18 protein-coding genes are annotated in these 17,607 nt (G+C 65.2%); 6 read left to right on the top strand and 12 right to left on the bottom strand.

Annotated features, from left to right (window positions below; translation table 11 throughout):
- Nucleotides 1-17 precede the first annotated feature (17 nt).
- On the top strand, nt 18-1,406 hold the full coding sequence (locus tag J2T21_RS10390; protein WP_307581140.1) for an NAD(P)/FAD-dependent oxidoreductase: 1,389 nt from the start codon (nt 18-20) through the stop codon (nt 1,404-1,406).
- 3 nt (nt 1,407-1,409) lie between these two features.
- On the opposite strand, the gene J2T21_RS10385 is transcribed toward J2T21_RS10390, so the two are convergent.
- The 3 genes from J2T21_RS10385 to J2T21_RS10375 all read right to left on the bottom strand — a co-directional run bounded on the left by J2T21_RS10385 (nt 1,410) and on the right by J2T21_RS10375 (nt 3,738).
- Nucleotides 1,410-1,724, bottom strand: a complete 315-nt coding sequence (locus J2T21_RS10385) for a winged helix-turn-helix domain-containing protein (RefSeq protein WP_307581137.1) — start codon at nt 1,722-1,724, stop codon at nt 1,410-1,412.
- Nucleotides 1,721-2,158: a hypothetical protein gene (locus J2T21_RS10380; RefSeq protein WP_307581135.1), complete on the bottom strand. Its 438-nt coding sequence runs from the start codon at nt 2,156-2,158 to the stop codon at nt 1,721-1,723. Before J2T21_RS10380 ends, J2T21_RS10385 begins: the two co-directional genes overlap by 4 nt.
- A 236-nt stretch (nt 2,159-2,394) precedes the next feature.
- Nucleotides 2,395-3,738, bottom strand: a complete 1,344-nt coding sequence (locus J2T21_RS10375) for an MFS transporter (RefSeq protein WP_307581133.1) — start codon at nt 3,736-3,738, stop codon at nt 2,395-2,397.
- 136 nt (nt 3,739-3,874) lie between these two features.
- On the opposite strand from J2T21_RS10375, the gene J2T21_RS10370 reads away from it, so the two are divergent.
- From J2T21_RS10370 to J2T21_RS10360, 3 genes are all read left to right on the top strand, one after another.
- The gene (locus J2T21_RS10370) at nt 3,875-4,345 is read left to right on the top strand and encodes an acyl-CoA thioesterase (protein ID WP_307581131.1); all 471 of its coding nucleotides are present in this window, start codon (nt 3,875-3,877) and stop codon (nt 4,343-4,345) included.
- An 81-nt stretch (nt 4,346-4,426) separates the two neighbouring features.
- Nucleotides 4,427-5,203: a cyclase family protein gene (locus J2T21_RS10365; protein ID WP_307581129.1), complete on the top strand. Its 777-nt coding sequence runs from the start codon at nt 4,427-4,429 to the stop codon at nt 5,201-5,203.
- A 2-nt stretch (nt 5,204-5,205) separates the two neighbouring features.
- A complete protein-coding gene (locus J2T21_RS10360; protein WP_307581127.1) occupies nt 5,206-6,864 on the top strand; it encodes a thiamine pyrophosphate-binding protein in 1,659 nt (552 codons plus the stop codon).
- Between the two features lie 175 nt (nt 6,865-7,039).
- Here J2T21_RS10360 and J2T21_RS10355 read toward each other — a convergent pair whose 3' ends face one another.
- The 5 genes from J2T21_RS10355 to J2T21_RS10335 all read right to left on the bottom strand — a co-directional run bounded on the left by J2T21_RS10355 (nt 7,040) and on the right by J2T21_RS10335 (nt 13,481).
- On the bottom strand, nt 7,040-9,436 hold the full coding sequence (locus J2T21_RS10355) for a bifunctional salicylyl-CoA 5-hydroxylase/oxidoreductase (RefSeq protein ID WP_307581125.1): 2,397 nt from the start codon (nt 9,434-9,436) through the stop codon (nt 7,040-7,042).
- 94 nt (nt 9,437-9,530) lie between these two features.
- Complete coding sequence (locus tag J2T21_RS10350; protein WP_307581123.1) at nt 9,531-11,162, bottom strand: AMP-binding protein; 1,632 nt, start codon at nt 11,160-11,162, stop codon at nt 9,531-9,533.
- 59 nt (nt 11,163-11,221) lie between these two features.
- Entirely contained in the window at nt 11,222-12,091 is an 870-nt protein-coding gene (locus tag J2T21_RS10345) for an acyl-CoA thioesterase (protein ID WP_307581121.1), read from the bottom strand.
- A complete protein-coding gene (locus J2T21_RS10340; RefSeq protein ID WP_307581119.1) occupies nt 12,088-12,573 on the bottom strand; it encodes a cupin domain-containing protein in 486 nt (161 codons plus the stop codon). The genes J2T21_RS10345 and J2T21_RS10340 overlap by 4 nt, the downstream gene beginning before the upstream one ends.
- A 62-nt stretch (nt 12,574-12,635) precedes the next feature.
- On the bottom strand, nt 12,636-13,481 hold the full coding sequence (locus J2T21_RS10335; RefSeq protein ID WP_307581117.1) for a fumarylacetoacetate hydrolase family protein: 846 nt from the start codon (nt 13,479-13,481) through the stop codon (nt 12,636-12,638).
- 141 nt (nt 13,482-13,622) lie between these two features.
- Between J2T21_RS10335 and J2T21_RS10330 the strand changes: the two genes are divergently transcribed.
- A complete protein-coding gene (locus J2T21_RS10330) occupies nt 13,623-14,042 on the top strand; it encodes a RidA family protein (RefSeq protein WP_307581115.1) in 420 nt (139 codons plus the stop codon).
- Nucleotides 14,043-14,153: 111 nt separating this feature from the next.
- On the opposite strand, the gene J2T21_RS10325 is transcribed toward J2T21_RS10330, so the two are convergent.
- Nucleotides 14,154-15,035 (bottom strand): PaaX family transcriptional regulator, encoded by an 882-nt coding sequence (locus J2T21_RS10325; protein ID WP_307581112.1) that lies wholly within the window; start codon nt 15,033-15,035, stop codon nt 14,154-14,156.
- 144 nt (nt 15,036-15,179) lie between these two features.
- On the opposite strand from J2T21_RS10325, the gene J2T21_RS10320 reads away from it, so the two are divergent.
- On the top strand, nt 15,180-16,196 hold the full coding sequence (locus tag J2T21_RS10320) for a D-2-hydroxyacid dehydrogenase (protein WP_307581110.1): 1,017 nt from the start codon (nt 15,180-15,182) through the stop codon (nt 16,194-16,196).
- 14 nt (nt 16,197-16,210) lie between these two features.
- On the opposite strand, the gene J2T21_RS20860 is transcribed toward J2T21_RS10320, so the two are convergent.
- The 3 genes from J2T21_RS20860 to J2T21_RS10310 all read right to left on the bottom strand — a co-directional run bounded on the left by J2T21_RS20860 (nt 16,211) and on the right by J2T21_RS10310 (nt 17,523).
- Nucleotides 16,211-16,462, bottom strand: a complete 252-nt coding sequence (locus tag J2T21_RS20860; protein WP_373457922.1) for a response regulator transcription factor — start codon at nt 16,460-16,462, stop codon at nt 16,211-16,213.
- Between the two features lie 376 nt (nt 16,463-16,838).
- Complete coding sequence (locus J2T21_RS10315) at nt 16,839-17,066, bottom strand: PLDc N-terminal domain-containing protein (protein ID WP_307581108.1); 228 nt, start codon at nt 17,064-17,066, stop codon at nt 16,839-16,841.
- Nucleotides 17,067-17,145: 79 nt separating this feature from the next.
- Nucleotides 17,146-17,523 (bottom strand): RNA-binding S4 domain-containing protein, encoded by a 378-nt coding sequence (locus J2T21_RS10310; protein ID WP_307581106.1) that lies wholly within the window; start codon nt 17,521-17,523, stop codon nt 17,146-17,148.
- Nucleotides 17,524-17,607: the final 84 nt, after the last annotated feature.

Here is a 17,607-nt window from a genome sequence, read left to right as displayed (position 1 = left end):
CAAGGACAATCCGAAGAATGACCACCAACGGGAACGTGTCGTTTTGGTATGCCGAGGACGGGCTGCCGGCCCCGCGCCCGGCGCTCTCCGGGGACCTGGAGGTCGATGTGGCCATCGTCGGGGCCGGGTACACGGGGCTGTGGAGCGCCTACTACCTGGCCAAGGCCGATCCGTCGCTGCGCATCGCGGTGCTCGAGTCCCGCTTCGCCGGCTTTGGCGCCTCGGGTCGCAACGGCGGTTGGCTGGCCAACACCATCACCGGCGGACGTGACGGGTACGTCAAGAGCCACGGCCGTGCCCTGGTGGGGGACTTCCAGCGGATGCTCAACGAGACGATCGACGAGGTCATCAAGGTTGCCGCGGACGAGGGCATCGACGCGCACGTGCATAAGGGCGGGGAACTGCTGGTGGCCCGGAACCCCGCGCAGCTCACCCGGCTCGAGGCCATGGCCGCGGAGCAGCTGAGGTGGCCGGAGGACGACGCGGTGCGGCTCTCGGCCGCCGCGACGCGCGAGCGGATCAACGTGGCCGGCGCCCTGGGGTCGATGCACATCCCGCACTGCGCGCGCATCCACCCGGCAAAACTGGTGCGCGGGCTGGCCGCGGCGGTCGAGCGCCGCGGCGTCACCATCTACGAGAACACCCTGGTCACCGAGATCAATGCCGGGACCAACGGGTCATTCGCCGGCGCGGTCACCGAACGCGGGACGGTGCGTGCCGCGCACGTGCTGCGCGCCACCGAGGGGTTCACCTCCAACCTGGCCGGCGCCCACCGCGACTGGCTGCCGATGAACTCCTCGATGATCGTGACAGAGCCGCTGGGCGCGGCGGCCTGGGAAGAAATCGGCTGGGAGGGGTGCGAGACGCTGGAGGATTTCGCCCACGCCTATGTGTACCTGCAGCGCACGGCGGACGGCCGCATCGCCATCGGCGGTCGCGGGGTGCCGTACCGCTTCGGCTCGCGCACCGACATGGACGGGGCGACCCAGCCCAAGACCATCGAGTCGTTGACCGGGATCCTGCACGGGATGTTCCCGGCAGCGGCGGGGGCCCGGATCGAACATGCCTGGTCCGGGGTCCTGGGGGTGCCGCGCGACTGGCGGGCGAGCGTGAACTACGACCCGGCCACGGGCCTGGGGTTCGCCGGGGGATACGTCGGCACCGGGGTCACCGCGACCAACCTGGCCGGCCGGACGCTCACGGACCTGGTGCTGGGGCGGGACACCAAGGCCACTGCCATGCCGTGGGTCAACCGCACGGTGCGCCGTTGGGAACCGGAGCCGGTGCGCTGGCTCGGGGTCCAAGGCATGTACGCCATGTACCACCGGGCCGACGCCCAGGAAAGGGATGGCAGGGCGGCCACCGCCCCGATCGCACGGCTCGCGGATCTGGTCTCCGGCCGGTAGGACTCAGCTGCCGGAGGCAATGGCCTGCAGCGCGGCCAGGTGCCGGGCCCAGGTCTCCCGGCCGGCCTTGGTCAGCGAGAGCCAGGTGCGCGGACGCTTGCCGATGTAGCCCTTGCGGATGCGCACGATGCCGGCGGCCTCCAGGGCGGAGGCCTGGCGGCTGAGCACCGAGTCGCTGACCTGCAGGTGGTCGCGGAGCACCGCGAATTCCGTCTCGTCGGTGGCGGCGAGCGCGGCGGCCATCGAGAAGCGCACCGGGTGCGCGAGGTCCTCGGCCAGCTGGTGGCGGGGGTGCGAGGGGGTCTCCGGCGTGCTCATTTGGAGGCCTCGGTCCAGGCGCCCACCACGGTGGCGATCGTGGTGGCGGCCGCGGTGGCGGCGAAGAACCACAGGTCTTCGGCGAAGAAGTTGAGCCCGACGACGCACCCGATGCCCCACAGCACGGCCCAGATTCCGATGCAGATGCCCCAGCGGACGGTGAAGCCCTGCTTCGTGGACCTGCCGAAGTACAGCATCACGGCCATGAAGATGCCCAGCCAGGCCAGCATCCCGACCATGGGGATCCAGATCAGTGACTCGTCGAACTGGCCGACGAGCCAGAACGCGAGCAGCGACAGCGAAGAAATTGCACCCAGGCCCAACAGCATCGTGATGTGCGGCCAGCTGGCACCGGAGCGCGAGGCGGCACCGAGCCGGCCCGCCTCGTTGAGCAGGTCCCGGGCGGCTGAGGATGAAAGCTCGTTGTTGTCCATGGCGGTCTCCTTGCGGATGATTGCTGGCGATCCAGCCTTTCCACCATGGTACGCAAGTACTTTCCATTATGACAAGTACTTTTCATCTGATATTTGGGTTGCGATGCCAGGGGTGGTGCCGGGATGCTTCGGGCTTTGCGTGGCAAGCGAAAGGCGGGGCACCCACAAGCCGGTGGAACCAGGATGTTCCGATCCAGCCGGGGTGCCCCGCCCATATTGCAGGGTGGTGTATGTGTCTAGTCGAACGATGCCTCGCGTTCGAGGATTTCCGCCGCTGCCGGCGTCTCGACGATCCGCTTCGGGATCAATGCAACGGCAATGGCGGCCACCACTCCAACGATGGCGAAGAAGATGAAGTTGAACTCGAAGCTCAGTCCCGTTGATGCAATCCAGCCGCCGATGATCGGCCCGGAGATGGCACCGATGCGTGCGAAAGACAGTGCCCAGCCGGTGGCTGTGCCGCGCTGGGCGGCCGGGTAGTAGTCGGCAATGTATCCGGTGAGCACCAGGGAGGTGGAGATCGATCCGATGCCGGCAAACGCCACAAAGCAGAGGTTCACGAACATGGTGTTCGGGAACATCAGCAACAGGATGCCGCCGGCGCCGAGCAGGTAGAAGAGCACCAGGATGGTCTTCTGTCCATATCTGTCGGCGAGGAAGCCCAGGACCAGCCCGCCGATTGCGGAAGCCAGGGAGAACACGAGCAGGAAGGCCAGGGAGGATCCCAGGTCGTAGCCTGCCTTGCGCATGATCTGTGGCAGCCACGTGTTCAGGCCATAGACCAGCACCATCCCGCAGAACAGCGAGATCCAGAAGAACACCGTTGAGCGCAGATACTTGCGGGAGAACATGGAGGCCATGACCTCGCGCCAAGGGATCCTCCGGCCCGGGTTCGCCGGCGCTACCGGCTGGTAGTCGCGCACATTCAACTTCGCGGCCAGCGCCTTGGCCTCGGGGATCCTGCCCTTGGCCACCAGGTATTCAAGGGATTCGGGAATGAGCCAGGCGACCACGGGAAGGATCAAGATCGGAAGCGTGCCCACGGCAATCACCCAGCGCCAGCCAAGCGTCGGCAGCAAGGCCATGGCCACCATGGCCGCGGCGACGATGCCCAGCGAATAGCCCGAGTACATGATGCCGTAGTTCAGCGACCGCTTCCTGGGTGCCGAGTATTCGATCGTCAATGCCGCGGCGACGGGAATGATTCCGCCCATGCCCAGGCCGCCGAGGAAGCGGAACAAGCCAAACATCTCCGGGGTCGGGGCCAGGGCGGCCCCGGCCTGGGTAATGGTGAAGATCGCCATCGAGAGCAGGAGCATCCTGCGCCGACCGATGACATCGCTCAGGGTTCCGATGAACAGGGCTCCGAAAAGCATGCCGACCAGCGCATAGGCGCCCAGTCCGCCAAGCTGCAGCGGGGTCAGCGACCATTCCTGGTACTCGGCCAACGCCGGCAGGACGGCGCCAAGGACTCCAACGTCGTAGCCTTCGGCCAAGATCGCCAGCCAACAGGCAAAGAGGACCACCGAGGTGGTGCGTTTGGGGATGTTCCAGTCGGTGCTGGTTTGTGTTGCCGCCATGCTTAGGGCTCCTCATGTGAAGGGGTCAAGTCTTGATGGAGGTGGAACAGCGAATGCTTGTATTATGTCGTTAATGTGACGTGCGTAACAATAGATTGATGGAGAAAACTTTACGATGATCGGACAATCGGATGACATGGGTGCATCGCAAGTGTCTGCCGTTGCGGATGCGGCAGAGGAGTTCCTGGCCGCCGGCTTGTCCGGAAGTGTGCTTGAGCGCCACATCGAATGGATCGACACCGATGCGGCCGGGCACCAACACAACTCCGTGGTGATGAGGTTTGTCGAGGCCGCCGAAGCCAGGCTCTTTCGGGAGCTGGGAGTCGTTTCCTACTTCGGGAATGCACCTCGGGTACGCCACGAAATCGACTACCGCGCAAAACTCTACTTCGGGCAACGCGTGAGCACCGCAGTGGCCATCGAACATGTCGGTACCAGCTCCATCTCCTTTGCCTTCAAGGTCTGGGGGCATCCACACGAAGGGCGCGAAGCCGTGCTCGCGGCCGAAGGTCGCTTTGTAACGGTTTGCGTGCCCGAAGGCGCCGAAAAATCGGCACCTTGGCCGGCGACGGTCCTTGCCGCGCTGAAACAACGATCCACCATCTGAGCAGGGCATGCAGGCGACCTTGGTTCGCTGCTAGCCTGACCGGAATCCACACTCTGGCCACCAACAACACAGGAACCCACCATGAGCCCCGTACAAAACATGCTTTCCTCGCTGGCAACAGGCACGGTGGAAGTGGTCGACCTGACCGCGCCGCTGTCGGCCCAGACCCCCACGCTGGTGCTGCCCGAGCCGTTCGCCAACCTGATCGACTTCCGCATCGAAGAGGTCTCCGCCTACAACGAGCCCGGCCCGTACTGGAAGCACCACAACATCCACACCGGCGAGCACATCGGCACGCACATCGACGCCCCGATCCACTGGATCTCCGGGCGCGAGGGCAAGGACGTCTCCCAGCTCGACCCCGCACGCCTCATCGGTCCCGCGGTGGTCCTGGACTTCAGCGAGCAATCATCCGCGGACCCCGACTTCCTGATCGACGTGGAGCACCTGGTGACCTGGCAGGAGGAACATGGAACTTTCCCGGCCAATGCGTGGTTGCTCTTCCACACCGGCTGGAATCGCTTTGACCACGACAAGCAGGCATTCCTGAACCTGGACGAGGACGGATCCCACACCCCGGGCTTCACCGCCGAGTGCGCCAAGTGGATCGCCGAGGAGCTCGACATCTCCGGCATCGGGGTGGAAACCGTGGGCATCGACGCCGGGAACGCCGGGGCGCTGAACCCGCCGTTCCCGATGCACTACTTCCTGCTGGGCGCCGACAAATATGGCATCACCTCGCTGAAGAACCTGGACAAGCTGCCCACCCATGGGGCCATGATCGTGGTGGCCCCGCTGCCGATCGTCGGCGGCACCGGTGCTCCCACGCGCGTGCTCGCCATGGTTGGAAGGAACTGACCATGAACGTTGCACAACTCGTCGGCAAGACCCTGGCCGAACTCGGCGTCGGCCACTGCTTCGGAGTGGTGGGCTCGGGCAACTTCACCATCACCAACACCCTGGTCGAACACGGGGTTCCCTTCACAGCGGCCCGGCACGAGGGCGGGGCCGCCACCATGGCCGATGCCTACTCACGGGGCAGCGGGCAGGTGGCCCTGCTCTCGGTGCACCAGGGCTGCGGGCTGACCAACGCGGCAACCGGCATAGGGGAGGCGGCCAAGTCCCGCACCCCGATGATCGTGCTGGCCGCCGAGGCGGCGCCATCCGCGGTTTACTCGAATTTCGCCATGGACCAGGACGCCTTTGCCGCATCCGTCTATGCGGTGCCCGAGCGCGTGAACTCTGCCCGGTCGGCGGTGGCTGACACCATTCGCGCGTACCGCCGCGCGGTGAACGACCGCCGCACCGTGGTGTTGAACCTGCCGCTGGACGTCCAAGCTCAAGAAGCCACGGACGAGCAGGCCCAGGCGACGGCGTCCATGGCCCCGGCGGAACCGATCCGGCCCTCGCGCGCCTCGGTGAAGGCCCTCGCAGAGCTGATCGGCAAGGCCACGCGCCCGGTGTTCGTCGCCGGCCGCGGCGGGCGCGGGGCCCGGGACGAGATCCTGGACCTGGCGAAGCATGCCGGTGCCCTGGTGGCGACCTCCGCGGTGGCCAAGGGCCTGTTTAATGAGGACGAGTTCAACCTCGGCATTTCCGGCGGGTTCTCCTCGCCCCTGGCGGCCGAACTGATCACCGATGCGGATCTCATCATCGGCTTCGGCTGCGCGCTGAACATGTGGACCATGCGTCACGGGCACCTGATCGGCACCGACACCAGGGTCGTCCAGGTCGACCTGGAGGAGCAAGCGCTGGGGGCCAACCGGCCCATCGACCTGGGAATCGTGGGGGACTCGGCGCAGTGCGCGGCAGACGTGCTCGAAGGGCTGCTAGCCCGCAACGTTCAGGCCCGCGAGGGCTACCGCACCGCTGCCGTCGCCGCGCGCATCAAGGAATCGATCCACTGGAACCAGGTCGACTTCGGTGACCTGTCCGACGCTCGGCTCATCGACCCGCGCGCGCTGACCAAGCGCCTCGACGAGCTGCTTCCGGCCGAGCGCATCGTCAGTGTGGATTCCGGGAACTTCATGGGCTACCCCAGTCAGTACCTCTCGGTGCCCGACGAATTCGGGTTCTGCTTCACCCAGGCGTTCCAGTCCATCGGGCTTGGCCTGTACACGGCCATCGGTGCGGGCTTGGCACAGCCCGGACGCATGCCGGTGCTGGGCACCGGCGACGGCGGCTTCCACATGGCCATCGCCGAGCTGGACACCGCGGTGCGGCTGGGCATGCCGCTGGTCTGCATCGTCTACAACGACGCGGCCTACGGCGCCGAGGTTCACCACTTCGGGACCGGGAACCCGGAAGCGGACATGGGCATCGTGCAATTCCCGGACACCGACTTCGCCGCCATTGGCCGCGGATTCGGCGCCGACGGGATCACCGTGCGCACCCTCGCGGACCTGGACGCGGTGCAGGCATGGCTGGATTCAAGCCCAAGCAGGCCGCTGGTCATCGACGCAAAGATCGCCTCGGACTCGGGTGCCTGGTGGCTCGCGGAGGCGTTCAAGGGGCACTAAGGCAATCGCCCGGAATCACCGGCGCGGAGTGCCGGGTGGGAAACGTTCCTCGCCGGCACTCCGCGCTTTTCGGTGTCTTCTGCATGGCGCCACTCCGGATCTTGGCGGGAATGCACAGAGGGAGCGGCTCACCCCGCTTCACGCGAATCGAGCCACTCCCGCCCTGCTTCCGATGCTAGACGCTCGGCACCAGGTTCCCGGTTGCCTTGTCCTTGGCCGGGGTCCAGCGCAGGTGGACCTGCTCGTCAAGCTCGTCCTCCTTCAGCAGCGACAGGCGCGGGCGGACCGCGTCGGTGCGGGCGCTCGGCGGCTTGCGGCGCCCGGCCTTGAACGGCAGCGGCCAGGTGGCTCCGTCCCCGACGTAGTCCTGCTCGGCGGCCGCCTGCAGCGTCCACTGCGGGTTGTACAGGTGCGTGCGGCCCAGGGCGACCAGATCTGCACGTCCCGCCAGCAGGATCGAGTTCACATCGTCGTAGGAGGAGATCGCCCCGACCGCGATGACCGCGACGCCCGCCGCCGCCGCGACCTGGTTGCGGATCTTGTCCGCGAACGGGGTCTGGTAGCTGCGCCCGAACGCGGGGCGTTCATTGCGCACGATCTGCCCGGAGGAGACGTCGATTGACTTGACCCCGTGCTCGATGAACGCCTGGGCGATGGCCAGCGCGTCGTCCTCGGTGTTCCCGCCCTCGGCCCAGTCGGTGGCGGAGATGCGCACACCGATCGGCTTGTGCGCCGGCCATGCACCGCGCACCGCATCGAGCACCTCCAGCGGATAGCGCAGGCGGTTTTCCAGCGATCCGCCGTACCCGTCGGTGCGCTTGTTCGACAGCGGGGAAAGGAAGGAGGAAAGCAGGTAGCCGTGGGCCGCGTGCAGCTCCAGCAGGTCGAAGCCCGCCGCGTCGGCACGCCGGGCCGCGGAGACGAACTGTTCGCGGACCTCATCCATCTGCTTGCGGTCCATTTCCACCGGGACGTGGCAGCCTTCGCCGTAGGGGATCGCGCTGGGCGCCAGCACCTCCCAATTGCCGGCTTCCAGGGGCTCGTCGATGCCCTCCCACATGAGCCTGGTGGAGCCCTTGCGTCCGGAGTGGCCGATCTGCGCGCCGATCTTGGCGTTCGAGTTGCCGTGCACGTAGTCGGTGATGCGTTTCCAGGCGCCCGCCTGCTCGTCGTTGTACAAACCCGTGCAGCCGGGGGTGATGCGCCCGATGTCCGAGACGCAGACCATTTCGGTCATGACCAGCCCGGCGCCACCCATGGCCTTGGATCCCAGGTGCACCAGGTGGAAGTCCCCGGGCACGCCGTCGGTGGCCGAGTACATGTCCATGGGTGAGACCACCACGCGGTTCACCAACTCCAGCTCGCCGATCCTGTAGGGCTGGAACATTGCCGGTGCGGTTTCCGCGGAGCCAGCCCGGCGCGCGAAGTCGGCGTCGACCTTCGCGGCGAAGCTGGTGTCGCGCAGCAACAGGTTCTCATAGGTGATGCGGCGGGAGCGGGTGAGCAGGTTGAAGCAGAACTGCACCGGGTCCTGGTCCTTGTACTGCCCGATGTTCTCGAACCACTCCAGCGAGGCCTGGGCGGCGCGCTGGGTGGAGGCGACCACCGGGCGGCGCTCGGTCTCATAGGCTTCCAGTGCCGCCTCGACGGAGGGGTGTTCGTGCAGGCAGGCTGCCAGCGCCAAGGAGTCCTCCATGGCGAGCTTGGTGCCCGAGCCGATGGAGAAGTGCGCGGTGTGCGCGGCATCGCCGAGCAGCACGATGTTTTCGTGGCGCCAGTTTTCATTGCGCACGGTGGTGAAGTTGATCCACTTCGAGTTGTTGGTCAGCACGTTGTGGCCGGCCAGTTCCTCGGCGAAGATCTCCTTGACCTTGGCCACCGCCTTCTCATCGCTCACCCCGGGGGCGAACACCTCGTCCTGCGTCTCGTCGAAGCCCGCGGCCCGCCAGACGTCCTCGTGCATTTCCACGATGAAGGTCGAGCCCGTCTCCGAGTACGGGTAGCCGTGGATCTGCATGGTCCCGGCATCGGTCTCCTTGACGAAGAACTTGAAGGCCTCGAACACCTGGTCGGTGCCCAGCCACATGTACTTCGAGGTGCGCGCATCCAGGGACGGCTTGAAGGACTCGGCAAAGCGGGTGCGGATCGCGGAGTTCAAGCCATCCGCGGCCAGCACCAGGTTGTAGTTTGCCGAAAGCTCTTCCACATCCGGGGCGATGGTCGAGAAGCGCACGTCGACGCCAAGTTCGATGGCGCGGCGCTGCAGCAGCTGGAGCAGTTCCTTGCGGCTCATGGCGGCAAAGCCCTGGCCTCCCACGGTGTGCATCTGCCCGCGGAAGTGGATGTCGATGTCACTCCAGCGGGCGAAGCGCCGGGACATGTAATCGGCAATGACGGTGTCGGCGTTGCCGATGCCGCCGAGGGTCTCATCCGAGAAGACCACGCCGAAGCCAAAGGTGTCCGAGGCCGCGTTGCGCTCCCAGACGGTGACCTCGTGGGCGGGGTCGAGCTGCTTCATCAGGGCCGCGAAGTACAGGCCGCCGGGGCCGCCGCCAACAACTGCGATTTTCATGTCTGGGTCCTTTCAAGGGTCGGCAGGGCTGCGGCGGCCGGTGAAGGTTCCGGTGCCGTGCGGTGCTGACGGGGGAGAAGTGTGGGAAGTGTGGCTAGAGGGCCGGGGATTGGGCCAGGGCCTCGCGCAGCTTGAAATGCTGGAGCTTGCCGCTGGGGTTCCGGGGCAGCTCGTCGACGAAACGGATGTCGCGCGGGTACTTGTAGGGTGCGATGACCGTCTTGACGAAGTCCTGGAGTTCCTTGGCCTTCTCGGCCGAACCGGTGACCCCGTCCACCAGCACCACGAAGGCGCAGACCACCGAGCCGCGTTGTTCGTCGGGCCGTGCGACGACGGCGGTTTCCATCACGTCGGGGTGCTGGATGATGGCTTCCTCGACCTCGGGCCCGCCGATGTTGTAGCCGGAGGAGACGATCATGTTGTCGCTGCGTGCCTGGTAGGTGAAGTAGCCCTCGGCGTCGCGCACGAAGGTGTCACCGGTGACGTTCCAGCCATTGGAGACGTAGGCGTGCTGGCGCTCGTCATCCAGGTATCGGCAGCCGGTGGGGCCGATGACGGCCAGCAGGCCGACCTCGTCCGGCCCGAGTTCGTTGCCGTCAAGGTCAAGAATGGTGGCGCGGTAGCCGGGAACCGCCGTCCCGGTGGTGCCGGGGCGGATGTCCGCCCCGGCGGCCGAGATGAACACGTGCAGCAGCTCGGTCGAGCCGATCCCGTCGATCAACTCCAGCCCGGTGGCGTCCTTGACGGCTTCCCAGGTGGCAGCCGGCAGATGCTCGCCGGCCGAGACCCCCAGGCGCAACGGGCGCAGCAACTCCGCCTTGCCCTCCTTCAGGATGGCGCGGTAGGCGGTCGGCGCGGTGAACAGGATCGTGGCCTTCGCGTCGTGGGACAGCTGGGCGAGCTCCACCGGGGTGGTGCGCTCGGTGAGCAGGGTGCTGGCGCCGAAGCGCAGCGGGAAGACGACCAATCCGCCCAGGCCGAAGGTGAAAGCCAGGGGCGGGGAGCCTGCGAACACGTCGCCGGGTGTCGGCTGCAGGATGTGCCGGGCGAAGGTGTCAGCGTTGGCCAGGATGTCACGGTGGAAGTGCATGGTGATCTTCGGGACCCCGGTGGTCCCGGAGGTCGGGCCCAGCAGGGCCACGTCGTCGGCCGCCGTGTCGACGTTGGTGAACTGGCCCGACCTGGAACCTGAAAGTGCCACCAGGTCGGAGGGGTCCTGCGAACCGACTGCCACGACCGGATAGGCGGAACCCGCCGCGGCCCGGGCGTCATCCAGGAACCGGTGGTCGCACAGCATCAGGGAGGGCTTGGTTAGGTGGGCAAGCTTGGCGATTTCCGGGGCGCGCAGGGCCGGCATGGTGGTGACCACGACGGCGCCGGCCTTCAGAACCCCGAGCCAGCAGGCCACGAGCCAGGCGTTGTTGGGGGCCCGGAGCATGACCCGGTTTCCGGGGACGATCCCGAAGTCCTCGACCAACACCTGGGCGACCTGGTTGGCGCGGGCGAGTAGCTCCCCGTAGCCTTGCACCGTTCCGTCGGGAGCCAGCAGGGCCGGTGAATCTGCACCGAACCTTGCCACAGCGTCGTCGATCAGCACCGTCGCGGCGTTGAGCCTTTCGGGGTACTGCAGTTCGGGCAGCGTGAATTCCAGGGTTGGCCACAATTCGTGCGGCGGCAGGTGGTCGCGCGTGAAGGTGTCTTGATGGGCCGAAAGCGATAATTCCATGAACTTGCCGTCTCTTTCCAAGAGTCGATTTTCAAGATTGCAATGGTGCTTGTGGTGCCTTAGCCGCGCGGTCCGCGGATCATGCCCTCCTGGGCGACGGTGGCCAGCAGCTGGCCGTCACGGGTGTAGAAGCGGCCCAGGGCCAGGCCGCGGTTGTTTTGGCTGGAGATGGCTTCCTGGACGTAGAGCACCCAGTCGTCCACGCGTCCGCTGCGGTGGAACCACATGGAGTGGTCGAGGCTCGCGGTGACAAGTCCGGTGGTGCTCCAGGACAGGTTCTGGGTCCGCAGCAGCGGTTCCAGGATGGTGTAGTCGCACACGTAGGCCAGGGCCGCGCGCTGGGTGATCTGGTCATCGGGAAGCTCGGTGAACGCCTTGACCCAGACCGCCTGGTGGGCCGAGGGCTTGCCGTCGACCTCGAGGTACAGGGCCCCGGGAACGTGGCGCATGTCGAAGGACCGGCCGGTGGACCAGTACTCGGCGGCTGGACCCTCGGCCGAGGCGAGCACGTTCGCCGCGCTGGCCAGGGTTTCGGGATCCAGGTCCAGGAATTCGGCCGGTGCCGTGGTGGACTGTTCGGGACCGGTTTCGGGTACGTGGAAGGAGCCCAGGGCGGTGTAGACGGCCTTGCCGTTTTGGAAGCCGCGCACCTGGCGGGTGGAGTAGCCGCGGCCGTCGCGCATCAGCTCGACCTCGTAGCGGACCGGAACGTGCATGTCCACGGGGCGCAGGAAGTAGGAATGCATCGAGTGCAGTTCCCTGTCCCCGTCCACCGAGCGCATCATGGCCGAGGCACCCTGGGCCACCATGTCCCCGCCGTAGGCCTTGGGCCACGGAACATATTGGGGGATGGCGGTGAAGGCCGTGTCAAAGACCTCGGCCTCGCAAGCGGTCAAGTCGATGGCATCAAGGAAGATTTGTGAGCTCATGCCCGGCGGTATCCTTCCAGGGTTTCGTCGTCGACTTCCTCGAGGTTCACCACGATGTTTTCCGGGGTGCGGGCGGTGAGCCAGACGAGGTCCTCGGTGATCGACATGTTGGCCTCGACGTGCGGCATGAACGGCGGGACGAAGACCCAGTCGCCGGCTGTCATGTCCAGGAACTGCTCGTAGTTCTCGCCGAAGTAGATGCGTCCGTGGCCGCGCAGCACGTAGCCGCCGGTCTCGGCTTCGCCGTGGTGGTGGGGCAGCGAGCGGTAGCCCGGGGTGTTGGAGACCTGGCCGAACCAGAGCTTCGTGGCCGGGGTGTGCTGGATGCTGACGCCGGAGACGCGGACGCAGTCCCCGGATTGCGCGGTGTTGGAGTCTTCTTCGCCCTTGCGGGTGACCACGGGGACCACGACTCCGTTGGAGTTGGCGTAGACGGTGTTCTCGCCCTCGGTGCGGTAGATGGTGGGGGTCGGGTTTTTCATGGGCTTGGCTCCTTGGTCTGTGGCTGGATGCGTGGATGAGGCGGTCGGCATGGTTGTCAGGGTTAAGCGTTGATTCGCAGGCTGATGCGGTTGTGCAGGGTTCCGATTCCGGGGACCTGCGTGACCAGCTCGTCCCCGTCCTTCAGGAAGCGCGGCGGGACCATGCCCATGCCGACCCCGCCGGGGGTTCCGGTGAGGACGACGTCGCCGGGGCGCAGCACGGTGAAGCTGGAGATGTAGGACAGGAGCCTGGCTGCGGAGAAGACCAGCGTCTTGGTGTTCCCGCGCTGGACCTCTTCGCCGTTGAGGCTGCAGATGACCTCGAGGCCGGCCTCTGGATCCAGCGCATCGGCGGTGACCAGCACGGGTCCCAGCGGCGTGGTGCGGTCAAAGGCCTTGCCCTGGAACCACTGCAGGGTGCGGCGCTGCCAGTCGCGCATGGAAATGTCGTTGGCCACGGTGTAGCCGGCGATGGCGGCTGCCGCTTCGTCCTCGGAGGCGTCCTTCAGGGTGGATCCGAGAACCACGGCCAGCTCGGCCTCCCAGTCCAGGTCCACCGATTCGTCGGCGACGATCGGGGCATCGGGGTCCGTGAGGGTGTCGGCGAACTTGGCGAAGAGCGTGGGATAGTCGGGGAGCTCGCGTCCCATTTCCAGGATGTGCTCCGCATAGTTCAGGCCGCAACAAATGACTTTTGCCGGGTTCGGCACCGGGTTCAACAGTTCGATCTCGGATGCGGGCAGGACATCGGGGCCGCAATGTCCGGAGGAAGCTTCCTTGAGGATGGATTTCCAGCCGGGGAGGGCAAGCAGCTCGCTGAGATTGCGTGCGGGCAGCGGCTGGTAGCCGCCTGCCACCACCAGCGCGGCGGTGGTGCGCCCGCCATGTCGAACCGTAGCGAGTTTCATTCCGTTGGCTCCTTCGCCATCCATCAAATCTACTGTGTCGACTTTTTGACTGCCGTCACGTATTCTCAATGTAACACGCGTCACCAACCTGCGCCAGAGTGGAATGCCGCTCAATCGCCACAAGACCCCCAGGAGAGCACGATGACCGAAACCACCCTCATCCAGAACCTCACCATCAACCCCGATTCACTGGGCAAGCCCTCCGGATTCGCCCACGGTGTGCTCGCGGGAAAGACCGTGTACCTGGGCGGCCAGACCGCCCTGGACAAGGACATGAAGATCGTTCCGGGCAACATCGTGGACCAGTTCAAGCAGGCGTTCTCCAACGTCCTGGCAACGCTCGTCGAGGCCGGCGGACAGCCCGAGGACCTGGTGTCGGTGACCATCTACCTCACCGACGTAGACGACTACCTGGCCAATGGCCGCGAGATTGGCCGGCTCTGGCGCGAGATGGCAGGCAGCAAGTATCCGGCGCTCGCCGGCATCGGCGTAAGCCGCTTGTGGCAGCCCGAGGCCCTCATCGAGATCCAGGGCATTGCGGTGATCCAGGACCGCGCCTAGTTTTCCGGGCCGGCAAGAAGGGCAAACAACCAAGGAAGCCGTGCCGTGCAACAGCTTCCCCGCAAGGGGGCGGTTGCACGGCACGGCTTCTTGTTAAGGTGGGGGGACCGACTATCCGGTGACCGCGTGGTCGTCGATGGCGCGGTCGGCATGGCGCTGCGCGCGCGGGGCCAACAAGACGTGGAGCTGCTGGAAGAGCTGCTCGGCTTCAAGGGCGTTCCAGTTCCGCGGCAGGAACTCTGTGGGCAGCCCCGGGTCGAGGTAGGGCAGGCGTCGCCACTGGGTGACCAGGACCAGGTAGTCGCCGAACGCCCTGGCATCGGAGTCGGGATCGACGTCGAATCCGTCGCGCTGGACCCACGACTCCAGAAGCCCCCGGTTGTGCTCGAGGAAGTCCGAGTACAGGGCGTCAAGTGCCGGCAGGTCCCACCAGGCCCCGATGTTCTTGTGCAGGTCGGCCCCGCCGACGTGGTCGGCCATAAAGAACTCGAGGTACTCGTTCAGCCCGCGGGTGTTGAAATAGGCCAGAACCGCATCGCGGAGATGGCCCGGGGCGATCCACAACCCCGGGGTCACCGAACCGAAGCCCATGCGCACCAGCGCGGAGCGGATCTTGTGCCGGATGTTGCGCTGCGACTCCGGAACGGTGAAGGTTGCCAGGAGCCACTGCTCGCCGATCCTGGCCCGCCTGGGGTGGAAGATGCGTTCGTCGCCCTCGATGAACGTTTCGATGACCGAGGGGGCCAGTGCGTAGCCGTTGCGGCCGTTGACCTGCACGCTGTCGATGACGCCGCGCTTTTTCAGGCGCGAGATCGAGGACCTGGTTCCAGTGGACTCGACCCCGATGTCGCGCATCAGGTCGATGATGGTGGCCACGGCCAGCGCACCGCCGTGCTGGCGTGCGTACAGGCCGAACAACGAGACGATGAGCTGGTGGTGTCGCGGGACCGGGGTCTCCCTGGGGCCCTTGCTGTCGCCTACGAGTGTGGTCATGCGCTCACCTTATCGAACCACTCGAGGTAGCCTGTCCGAGGGTCCCGAATTTTTCCGTCGTGTCGTTCTCATGACGCCGGAAACAACTACACATGGGTCGCGACCCCTCGCACCACCACCCCACGAAAGAGGTCCCGGAGCTCCATGCGCCCACAAGTCTTGATTTGCTCGTATCTCCAGGAGGAGCTGGTTGGCCGGCTGATCGATGCCATTCCCGAGGTCGACGTCGTTTACCGGCCCGAGTTGCTGCCCGTCCCGCAATTCGGGGCGGATCATTGGGGCAAGCCTCGTGAACTCACCGAAGGACAGCTGGCCGAGTGGCAGGGACATCTGGCGAATGCCACCGTCATGTTCGACTTCGACTGGTGGCAACCGCGTGATTGGCGGGAACACAGTCCGCGACTTGACTGGATCCAGGCCTCGCAGGCCGGCGTCGGTGCGCGGGCAGTAGCGATGGGGCACACCGAAGACAAGGTTCGGATCACCACGGCCGCTGGCGTGCACGCCAAGCCCCTGGCCGAGTTTGCCTTGGCCGGGCTGCTTTATTTCATCCGAGAACTTCCATTCCTCGAATCGCAGCGGAAGGTGCACCGTTGGACAAACGGTGCATCGAAGACGCTACACGGACGTCGCGCCTTGATCATCGGGGCGGGCAGCATTGGCAGCGAAGTAGCCAGGACCTTGAGCTTCATGGGAGTCAGCTGCGACGGAACGACTCGAGCGGGCAGACTGCTGGACAAGCCATTTGAGCGATCCGTCAGCCTGCAGGAATGCCAGCTGAGGGAGTACGACATCGTGGTTCTTGCATGCCCGCTGACCGAAGAAACCACGGGGCTCATGGACAAGCGGAGGCTGTCCGAAATGAAGCAAGGGGCATTTCTCGTAAATCTGGCCCGCGGTCCGGTCATCGACCAGGACGCCCTTCTCGATGTGCTCGCCGGAGGGCATCTTGGCGGGGCTGTTCTTGACGTGGCGAATCCGGAACCACTACCAGCCGGGCACCCCTTGTGGGACGCCCCAAACCTGATTCTCTCCCCTCATACTGCCGCAAACGTGGACGCTGAGAATTCACGCCTGGTGGAACTCTTCACGAAAAACCTGCGCCGTTACTTGGACGGCGAGGAAATGTTCAACACCTATGACCCATTCCAGGGATATTAGTTCTGGTCAAAATTTCAGGCGCGCGGCGCCGCATGATGCAAGCGGCCGACATCCAGTGGCATGGTCGTTCGCGATTCTTCCAGTAGCCCGGCCTGAACGGCCAAGACCGCGAGCTGGACACGGTTGCTGAAGCCAAGTGGTTCCATGATCTTTGCCAGTTGCGCCTTTACCGTGCCTTCGCTGACAAGCAGCAGTGAGGCGATTTGGGCGTTGGTGAGGCCTAATGACAGCGCTTGTATTACACGTCGATCCCGAGGTCGGGTCAGACCCGGATCCGCGAGTAAGAGTGACCCGCTGGGCCGGGATTACATACCTGAGACTGCCACCGGGACGGAACCTGCTCACGATCGTCCTGCCGAAACTACAGTAATTCCCGTCGCCTTGGCTGATCCCGGGCACTGACCGCCCACGACCACACGAGAAAGACCTTCCCAAGGAAAAGGGGACCCTTCGAAGCGTCGCGGCGGACCCGGCGCCGTCGGCATGCCCAAAACACGAATCCCGGCGGCTATCCGCCCATCGCCAGAAGATCAGCCCGGCAAATCCACTGCTCACGGATTCGGGTCTGATCGAAAAAGCCACCAAGACCGTTCACGAGACTTTCTCCCTTGCTCCACAAGCGAGCGGACAAATCAACGAACGCTATTTCTTGTTGCGGAGCCGACCGCAAGCCAAATACGCAATAGGGCCCAAAAAATTAATAAATGATGCAGCAGCCCATGCACCCTTGGAACCGCGCACGTTGGCAGCAGGTCGCTTGACAAGATCGCGCAAGGCGACGAACTGCAAGGCCAGCTGGACGATACCCAAGACAACGATTCGCCAGCGCGAAACAACAGAAATTTCGTTCCAGCGTTTCTTCTGAGCCATGTTTCTCCTCAATCAGGGGTTCGGGTACAACGCCTTCAAATCGTGTATCCAGTGACTACTACTCATCGTAGTCGCGGGGCTAACGGAAATTGTCGCGAAGCCGTTCCATCTCACGCCGATCCTTCTTCGTCGGTCGACCCGCGCCCCTGTCCCTTACCGGGACCTGGGGGATGACTTCCTTGGGACGGACAGGTGTGTGGTCAACGTAGCAGCGTGCTGCGATGTCGGCACCGACCCTTTTGGCAATCACTGCCGTAACTTCCAGGATCCGGTCGAAGCCTGACTGCCTGACCCGGATGGTGTCGCCCGGAACTACAATTTGTGCCGCCTTCGCGGGCTTGTCGTTCAGGCGCACGTGGCCGGCTCTGCAGGCCGTGGTCGCCGCCGAGCGGGTCTTGTAGATTCGAATCGACCATAGCCAGGCGTCGATTCTGACGGCTCTTGATTCTTGCTTCACCTCGCCAGTCTAGCCATCTAAGAATGAACGGTCAGGCCATGGTGCGCCAGGCCGGGACCGCCAACTGTGGCAAGGAACCATTCG

The sequence above is a fragment of the Paeniglutamicibacter psychrophenolicus genome, assembly GCF_030812255.1.
In the GTDB taxonomy this organism is placed as follows: domain Bacteria; phylum Actinomycetota; class Actinomycetes; order Actinomycetales; family Micrococcaceae; genus Paeniglutamicibacter; species Paeniglutamicibacter psychrophenolicus_A.
The sequence above is the reverse complement of the archived record's forward strand: the minus strand, read 5'-3'. Positions and strand labels throughout refer to the sequence as shown.

Bases quoted from the DNA above. Each gene is read 5' to 3' on its own strand.
- J2T21_RS10350 (WP_307581123.1), bottom strand. From the start codon at position 11,162: ATGGAATTATCGCTTTCGGCCCATCAAGACACCTTCACGCGCGACCAC.
- J2T21_RS10390 (WP_307581140.1), top strand. From the start codon at position 18: ATGACCACCAACGGGAACGTGTCGTTTTGGTATGCCGAGGACGGGCTG.
- J2T21_RS10370 (WP_307581131.1), top strand. From the start codon at position 3,875: ATGGGTGCATCGCAAGTGTCTGCCGTTGCGGATGCGGCAGAGGAGTTC.
- J2T21_RS10360 (WP_307581127.1), top strand. From the start codon at position 5,206: ATGAACGTTGCACAACTCGTCGGCAAGACCCTGGCCGAACTCGGCGTC.
- J2T21_RS10380 (WP_307581135.1), bottom strand. From the start codon at position 2,158: ATGGACAACAACGAGCTTTCATCCTCAGCCGCCCGGGACCTGCTCAAC.
- J2T21_RS10375 (WP_307581133.1), bottom strand. From the start codon at position 3,738: ATGGCGGCAACACAAACCAGCACCGACTGGAACATCCCCAAACGCACC.
- J2T21_RS10365 (WP_307581129.1), top strand. From the start codon at position 4,427: ATGAGCCCCGTACAAAACATGCTTTCCTCGCTGGCAACAGGCACGGTG.
- J2T21_RS10355 (WP_307581125.1), bottom strand. From the start codon at position 9,436: ATGAAAATCGCAGTTGTTGGCGGCGGCCCCGGCGGCCTGTACTTCGCG.
- J2T21_RS10325 (WP_307581112.1), bottom strand. From the start codon at position 15,035: ATGACCACACTCGTAGGCGACAGCAAGGGCCCCAGGGAGACCCCGGTC.
- J2T21_RS10315 (WP_307581108.1), bottom strand. From the start codon at position 17,066: ATGGCTCAGAAGAAACGCTGGAACGAAATTTCTGTTGTTTCGCGCTGG.
- J2T21_RS10385 (WP_307581137.1), bottom strand. From the start codon at position 1,724: ATGAGCACGCCGGAGACCCCCTCGCACCCCCGCCACCAGCTGGCCGAG.
- J2T21_RS10330 (WP_307581115.1), top strand. From the start codon at position 13,623: ATGACCGAAACCACCCTCATCCAGAACCTCACCATCAACCCCGATTCA.
- J2T21_RS10320 (WP_307581110.1), top strand. From the start codon at position 15,180: ATGCGCCCACAAGTCTTGATTTGCTCGTATCTCCAGGAGGAGCTGGTT.
- J2T21_RS10340 (WP_307581119.1), bottom strand. From the start codon at position 12,573: ATGAAAAACCCGACCCCCACCATCTACCGCACCGAGGGCGAGAACACC.
- J2T21_RS10335 (WP_307581117.1), bottom strand. From the start codon at position 13,481: ATGAAACTCGCTACGGTTCGACATGGCGGGCGCACCACCGCCGCGCTG.
- J2T21_RS10345 (WP_307581121.1), bottom strand. From the start codon at position 12,091: ATGAGCTCACAAATCTTCCTTGATGCCATCGACTTGACCGCTTGCGAG.